This is a genomic window from Spirulina sp. 06S082 (assembly GCF_034932145.1).
Classification (GTDB): Bacteria; Cyanobacteriota; Cyanobacteriia; order Cyanobacteriales; family Spirulinaceae; genus CCY15215.
In genome coordinates this window covers 1-6,272 of the sequence record NZ_JAYGHV010000444.1, presented here as the reverse complement: position 1 = coordinate 6,272, position 6,272 = coordinate 1, and the positions used below count along the sequence as shown (strand labels likewise).

The 6,272-nt window shown below is 43.9% G+C and carries 5 protein-coding genes; 1 reads left to right on the top strand and 4 read right to left on the bottom strand.

Annotated features, from left to right (window positions below):
- Positions 1-244 precede the first annotated feature (244 nt).
- On the bottom strand, positions 245-1,123 hold the full coding sequence (locus VB714_RS26495) for a 4-hydroxybenzoate solanesyltransferase (protein ID WP_323228273.1): 879 nt from the start codon (positions 1,121-1,123) through the stop codon (positions 245-247).
- Between the two features lie 105 nt (positions 1,124-1,228).
- Between VB714_RS26495 and VB714_RS26490 the strand changes: the two genes are divergently transcribed.
- A complete protein-coding gene (locus tag VB714_RS26490; protein WP_323228272.1) occupies positions 1,229-2,866 on the top strand; it encodes a Ppx/GppA phosphatase family protein in 1,638 nt (545 codons plus the stop codon).
- 264 nt (positions 2,867-3,130) lie between these two features.
- Here the strand turns inward: VB714_RS26490 and VB714_RS26485 are convergent, their stop codons facing one another.
- From VB714_RS26485 to VB714_RS26475, 3 genes are all read right to left on the bottom strand, one after another.
- On the bottom strand, positions 3,131-3,727 hold the full coding sequence (locus VB714_RS26485) for a Uma2 family endonuclease (protein ID WP_323228271.1): 597 nt from the start codon (positions 3,725-3,727) through the stop codon (positions 3,131-3,133).
- 105 nt (positions 3,728-3,832) lie between these two features.
- Complete coding sequence (locus tag VB714_RS26480) at positions 3,833-5,248, bottom strand: sodium:solute symporter family transporter (protein WP_323228270.1); 1,416 nt, start codon at positions 5,246-5,248, stop codon at positions 3,833-3,835.
- A gap of 60 nt (positions 5,249-5,308) precedes the next feature.
- A complete protein-coding gene (locus tag VB714_RS26475) occupies positions 5,309-6,127 on the bottom strand; it encodes a metallophosphoesterase family protein (protein ID WP_323228269.1) in 819 nt (272 codons plus the stop codon).
- Between the last annotated feature and the right edge of the window lie 145 nt (positions 6,128-6,272).

Below are 6,272 nucleotides of genomic sequence, written 5' to 3'. Positions count from 1 at the left end.
TATAACTGATTTTGAGGTCGTTCCCACAGGGTTCCCGGAGGGAGTAGGGACGGGTGAGGTTTCTCTTGGTGCGCGTTCCTTGGCTGTTCGCGTAGCGTCGCGGTGCAACCTCGTGCCGAGGTTGCACCGCTCCTCAGCTTATCCAATTGACCTTTGGAGGTCGCTCTCATCCCCTCTTCAATCAAAGATTTGAAGAGGGGAATTCCCGCTCCCATTGTTAAAAAATAGTTAAGTAGTCGGACAATTAAAAACTCATAATCATTCCCAGCAATAAAATAAACCCTAAAACAACATTTTGCCGAAAGATTAGACCATAGATAGATTGGGAAAGATTGTCTCGAAGGAGTTGGAGATATTGCCACATCCAACCCACAATTGCCACTAACCATGTCAGCCAAAATCCAGTTTGTAAATGGAGTATGAGGGCAAGATCGGCTAAAAGTCCTGCGGTACCGAGGAAACATAATCCCACAAAAAGAGGGGCAAAGGAACCGAAAAATAGGGCGGAAGAATTGACTCCGATTTTAGCATCATCGTCGCGATCGCTCATGGCATAGACGGTATCAAATCCCAAGGTCCACAACACCACAGCCCCCCACAAAAGTAAGGTTGGGGTTTCTAATGTACCTGTTACCGCACTCCAACTAATGAGAACCGCAAACCCCCAAGCAAGGGCAAGAACCAATTGAGGAATGGGAAAAAAGCGCTTGGCGAGGGGGTAACAGAGAATTATGGGGACTGCTGCCAAACAGAGTAAAAAACTGAGAGGATTGAGGTAAAATGCCAACCCTGCGGCAGATGCTAAGGCCACAAGACCGACTCCAATTCCGGTTTTAATTGAGAGGGCGCGGGAGGCGAGAGGGCGATCGCGGGTTCGAGCAACTTTCGGGTCAATATCGCGATCCCAAAGATCGTTAACGACACATCCTAAGCCACTGGTGGCCAAACTCCCGCAAATAATAACGAAGATGAGGGGGATCGGCGGTAAACCTCGCGCGGCTAAAACAATCCCCCAGAGTGCAGGAATCATCAAAATCAGTCGTCCTGCGGGTTTATCCCAGCGCAAAAGACGCACAATGGTTTTCACAACAGATTCGCTGGATAATTGGGATGGGGTTGTCATTCGCGTTTATAGTACTAAACAGGTCTTTTTTTAAAATTTAACGTGATTTCCGCATCGGCGGTATTTAGAGTCCGAATTTCAGTTTTAGAGCTAATTTTAAGAGCTATGACAAAAGCAGTTGCTGCATCGCAAAATTGGACGGGATTGCTTCAAGCCAACTCGTCAGATAAAGTTATTTTAGGGGCGATCGATATCGGCACCAATTCGATTCACATGGTGATTGTTGAGATCGATCCGCAATTGGCGACGTTTACCATCGTGGCGAAAGAGAAGGATACGGTGCGTTTGGGGGAGCGCGATCGCAAAACGGGAAAGTTAACCCCTGAAGCCATTTCTCGCGCCCTAGAAGCCTTACAACGATGTCAGGCCTTGGCTGTTAGTTTTAACGCACAACATATTTTTGCTGTCGCTACCAGTGCCGTGCGAGAAGCGCCGAATGGGGGAGAATTCCTGAAACAAGTTGACAATGAATTAGGTTTGCAGGTTAACTTGATTTCCGGACAGGAGGAAGCGCGGCGTATTTATTTGGGTGTCCTGTCGGGGATGGAGTTTGGCCAGAATCCTTACATTATTATTGATATTGGGGGCGGTTCTACGGAGTTGGTTCTCGCCGATCGCCAAGAAGAACGATTTTTAAGCAGCACGAAGGTTGGGGCGGTTCGCTTAATGCGGGAGTTTGTCTCGGAAGACCCTATAAGTGAGGCAGAATTGGTCTATCTACGAGCTTATGTGCGAGGAATGTTAGAGCGCCCAGTGGAAAATATTCGCAATGGTTTGGCCGAAAATGAACAGGCCAAAATGGTGGGAACATCGGGGACGATTCAAGCCTTGGCGATCGTGCTGGCGCGAGAAACTGAAGAGGGGGAACCCAATCCTTTGACAGGGTATCAAGTGAGTTTGTCTGCATTAGAGGAGTTAACAGAGCGCCTAGCTAAAATGAGTTATGAGGAACGCTTGCAAGTGAGCGGTCTTTCGGAAAAACGCGCCGAAATCATTGTTCCAGGGGCGATCGTGCTGGTGGAAGCGATGAAGATGTTGGAAATGGAGGCGATCGCCTTATGCGAAAGGGCTTTACGGGAAGGGATTATTGTGGATTGGATGCTGAAACAAGGGTTAATTGGCAGTCCTTTTCGCTATCAAAGTGAAGTGCGCGATCGCCATGTTCGCAAACTTGCCCACAAATATCAAGTGGATCTTGAATATAGCGAACGGACGGCTAATTTTGCCCTTAGTTTATTCGACCAATTACAAGGAAAGTTACATTTTTGGGGTGAAAGCGAAAGGGATTTATTATGGGCAGCAGCGATACTGCACAATAGTGGTATCTACATTTCTCATGCAGCACACCACAAGCATTCTTATTATCTGATTCGCAATGGGGAATTATTGGGCTATACGGAAACAGAATTGGAAATTATTGCTAATCTGGCCCGCTATCATCGTAAAAGCACGCCGAAGAAAAAGCACGAAAATTATCAAAATTTAACGGATAAGCGCGATCGGCAAATTGTCAATCAGTTAAGCGCACTTTTAAGGGTGGCGATCGCTTTGGATCGGCGACAAATTGGGGCGGTTGCTAAAGTAGAATGTCAATATTATGGCGATCGGCAACGTTTGGAGTTATGTCTCAGTCCCGCGTTTGTTGGAGATGATTGCGAGTTAGAATTATGGAGTTTAGATTACAAAAAAGAGGTATTTGAAGAGGAGTTTGGCGTTAAAGTTGTGGCATTTTTAGATCGGTAGGTATTATTTTTCGCTCTTGCGAGGGGATTAGTTAAACCCTGTAAGAGTTAAAACCTGTAAGGACGTTAAATTTAATGTCCTCACATTTTTATGTTTAAATGCGATCGCACCGCCAAAACTAGGGTAGACTATCAGGATCGACACCTAATTGTATAAGACGCTCTCTCAATTGTTGCGTTTTTTGACGTTCTTCCTCTAAAGTTGCTTGAGTTTGTTCCTTATATTTTTACAAATTTGAGATGCACCCAAGTAATTTCCGTAAAATCACCCGATTTGCGTGGCGTTGATAATTTGGGTAACGGTTAATGTTAATTCTGGGAAGATTCCCGATACAATCGGTTCTTCTCCTGTAAACTTTTGCTGCTGATATTTTCCTTCATGCAACTGATAAACGAACACAGTAGGAACTTTAGGATTACCGAGATAGCTGCGACTGGCGACGGCGAGATAGTCTACGATCCAATATTCTTGAATACCTAATTGTTCGTATTCGGCGAGTTTATCGATATAATCATCATCCCAATTTGTCGAAACCACTTCTACGGCTAATAAAGGTGGTTCTGTTAATGCACTATAGGTCATTACATCAGCATTCCACACACTAGAATCAACTACACTAACATCTGGTCGTCTGGCCTGACGAGATGTAGTTTGAATAACCACACTAGTGTCAACGATAAGATTGGCTGATATGCGTCTAATTTCATCATTGAAACCAAACAGTAGGAATCGTGCAATGTTTTGATGCGCTCGAATTGGCTGCAATTTAACAATCTCCCCATTAACTAACTCATAGCGCCCATCCTCGGGACATTGCGCTAAGAATTCAGCATAAGATAAGCGTTGAGTCGCGACAACCATCGGTTTCTCTGTGGACGACAATGTTTTATTTTAACAGAAGCTGAATATCTTTTCTACTGTATCAATGACCAAACCCCACAAAAAGCGAGGCAACCCCGACTTTACTCACCGGGTATCGCCCATTCTATTGCAAATTGTCCCGAGTAAAAATCCGAGAGTACAGAGAATCAAACCATAAACATTAATTCCCAGATCGAGGGCATATTTTCCCGCACCGATCGCGATCCATTCAGGAAAAATTTGTACAGAAAAAGCACTCTCAACCACACGCAAAACCCCCAAACTTAATCCTGTCCAAAAGGAAAAGTTAAAACTCCATCGTCCCGCATTGGGAATAAAAGCTAACAAGAAAATAGGCGCTAAACCCATTACCATTGTCCCGCTAATGGTGGTTGCTAGAATAATCGCTGGTCCGACTTTATCGCCCAGGTAAACCCCCAATAAAGGTAAGTTTCCTAACACTGCGATCGCGATCATCGACCATCTCCCAAAACGCGCTTCAGATTCCTCTGGTTTTCCTTGTCGATTCGACCAATCTCTTGCTGTTAATTTAGCGACACTAGAAAAGGTAGAATCTAAAGTAGACCCTGCACTGGTCAACATAATTGCATTAAAAACTAACAGTAAGGGCAATCCAAACAATTTTGGGACTGCTAATGTTGCTTTTCCTGCTAATCCAAAAGTTAGCGCATATAACCCAACACCACTAAAGAGTAAAATAAAGCCACCGCTTACCAAACCAGCTAAAATAAAACCCTTTAACATTACTTTGGGGGAAGTAATAAAAGCGCGATCGGTTAAGACGGGATCGTGAAAGGGATAGCTAAAGATTTGCACGAAAGCTAACCCACAAAACGTTAAACCTGCCCTATTTGTCTCGGAGTCAACAACGGGTAATCCTTGGCTGATAAAACCCGGTATTAAAATGACTAAAATAATCACTAATAAGACGGCTGCTAATAACATTTGCATCCCATCAGTTAACAAGCTGCTGCGAAGTCCTCCCCAAAGGCTGTAATAGACTGTAAAAGCGGTAACAAAGAGGACGGCTAACCAATAGCCCCAACTCCCTTCTTCTCCAAAATAAAGAGAGAAAACTTTGGTATTTGACCAGACTTCATTAAAGAGACGAATGGCGATCGCAATGAGAAAGAATTTAGCACACAATGCTCCATATTTATTCACTAAAAACTCTGGGAGAGAATGAAAACCCCAACGCTTGCGAATATAGTAAATGGCGATCGCCGCAGTGACAAAACTAAGATAATAGATGGCATAGCCAATGCCACCTGCTATGCCAAAAGACTGTGCTAAACTGGCAGCATTATCGATAGATTTGGCAAAAATCCAGCTAATTGCTGCACTGGATACCAATAACCATAAACTGGGGGATTTTCCGTTAGCAGATTCGCCATGAAAAAATCCAGAAGCGGAAACACGGTCTGGGGTTGTTTTTTGGACGATTTGATAGACAAAGAAACCGTAACCAAATAAAAGCGTCCAAGTCAAAATTAAAGCCATAGATATTTGCAATAAAGAATGAACAGCAAAAAATTACCAAGCAAGAATACTTGGTCAGTATTAAACACGAGGACGGACTATTTTTTCTGCTTCGGGTAAAATTTCCCCGCAAGTTGTCCAAATTCCGTGTTGTAAAGATTCGCGAAATTCAACGGGTAATCCTTCTTTTTCCATCAGAGAAACAACTGTCTCAACATCATAAGCTAAAGGGATTAAACGCGGTTGAGGAGTCTTTATGGTGGTAGGAAAGTCCGCGATCGCATAATAAACGTGGCGTTTTCCTTCATGGGGAGGTCGTCCCAAAACCCCCACATTCAACCAAAATCCTTCCTCAATGCGACGCAGCCAAGGGAGTCCCGAATGAGTGCAGCAAATTCCGGTAACTTGGAATTGTCGCAAATTCTGTGCAATTTGGCGATCCTCGGTTTCTGATTCCCAAACAAATTCGTTAACTTGTTGGGGACTACCGTGGCATAATAAGAGAGAATGTTCTCGCCATTCTAAGCGAATGAGATAAGGGAGTTTTTGTAACCACTCGCGATGGTGAGGAGAAGTTTTGGCAAAGGTGTAATCGTAGCTGAGTTGTGCAAAATGGCGATCGCGAGGATCGGAGTAACCGCAACCGCAATCTCTTTCCTCGTAGGCGATCGCGCGATCGTAATTCCCTTGCAAACAAATAATCTGGGACGATCGCAATAGATCGAGGGTGCGATCGGGACAAGGTCCAAACCCTCCTATATCTCCCAAACAAAATCGATGTTCTATATTTTTGGTTGCTTCTAAAAATGCCTCAACTGCACTAAAATTGCTGTAGGGTCCGCCACAGAGAGCAATTTGCGTACATTCATCGGGAAGAACAATAGTTTTAATTTCGGACATGGTGAGAGGTTGGACTTTGTATTGTAAAGTTTAACTAAAAATATAGTCAAACAGAGTGATTTATGGTAAATTATTGTCATCATGTTTATCCAACTCAACCAAAAAAGCAGGAGTTGGTAAATTAGATAGGATTGATTGATTGAGA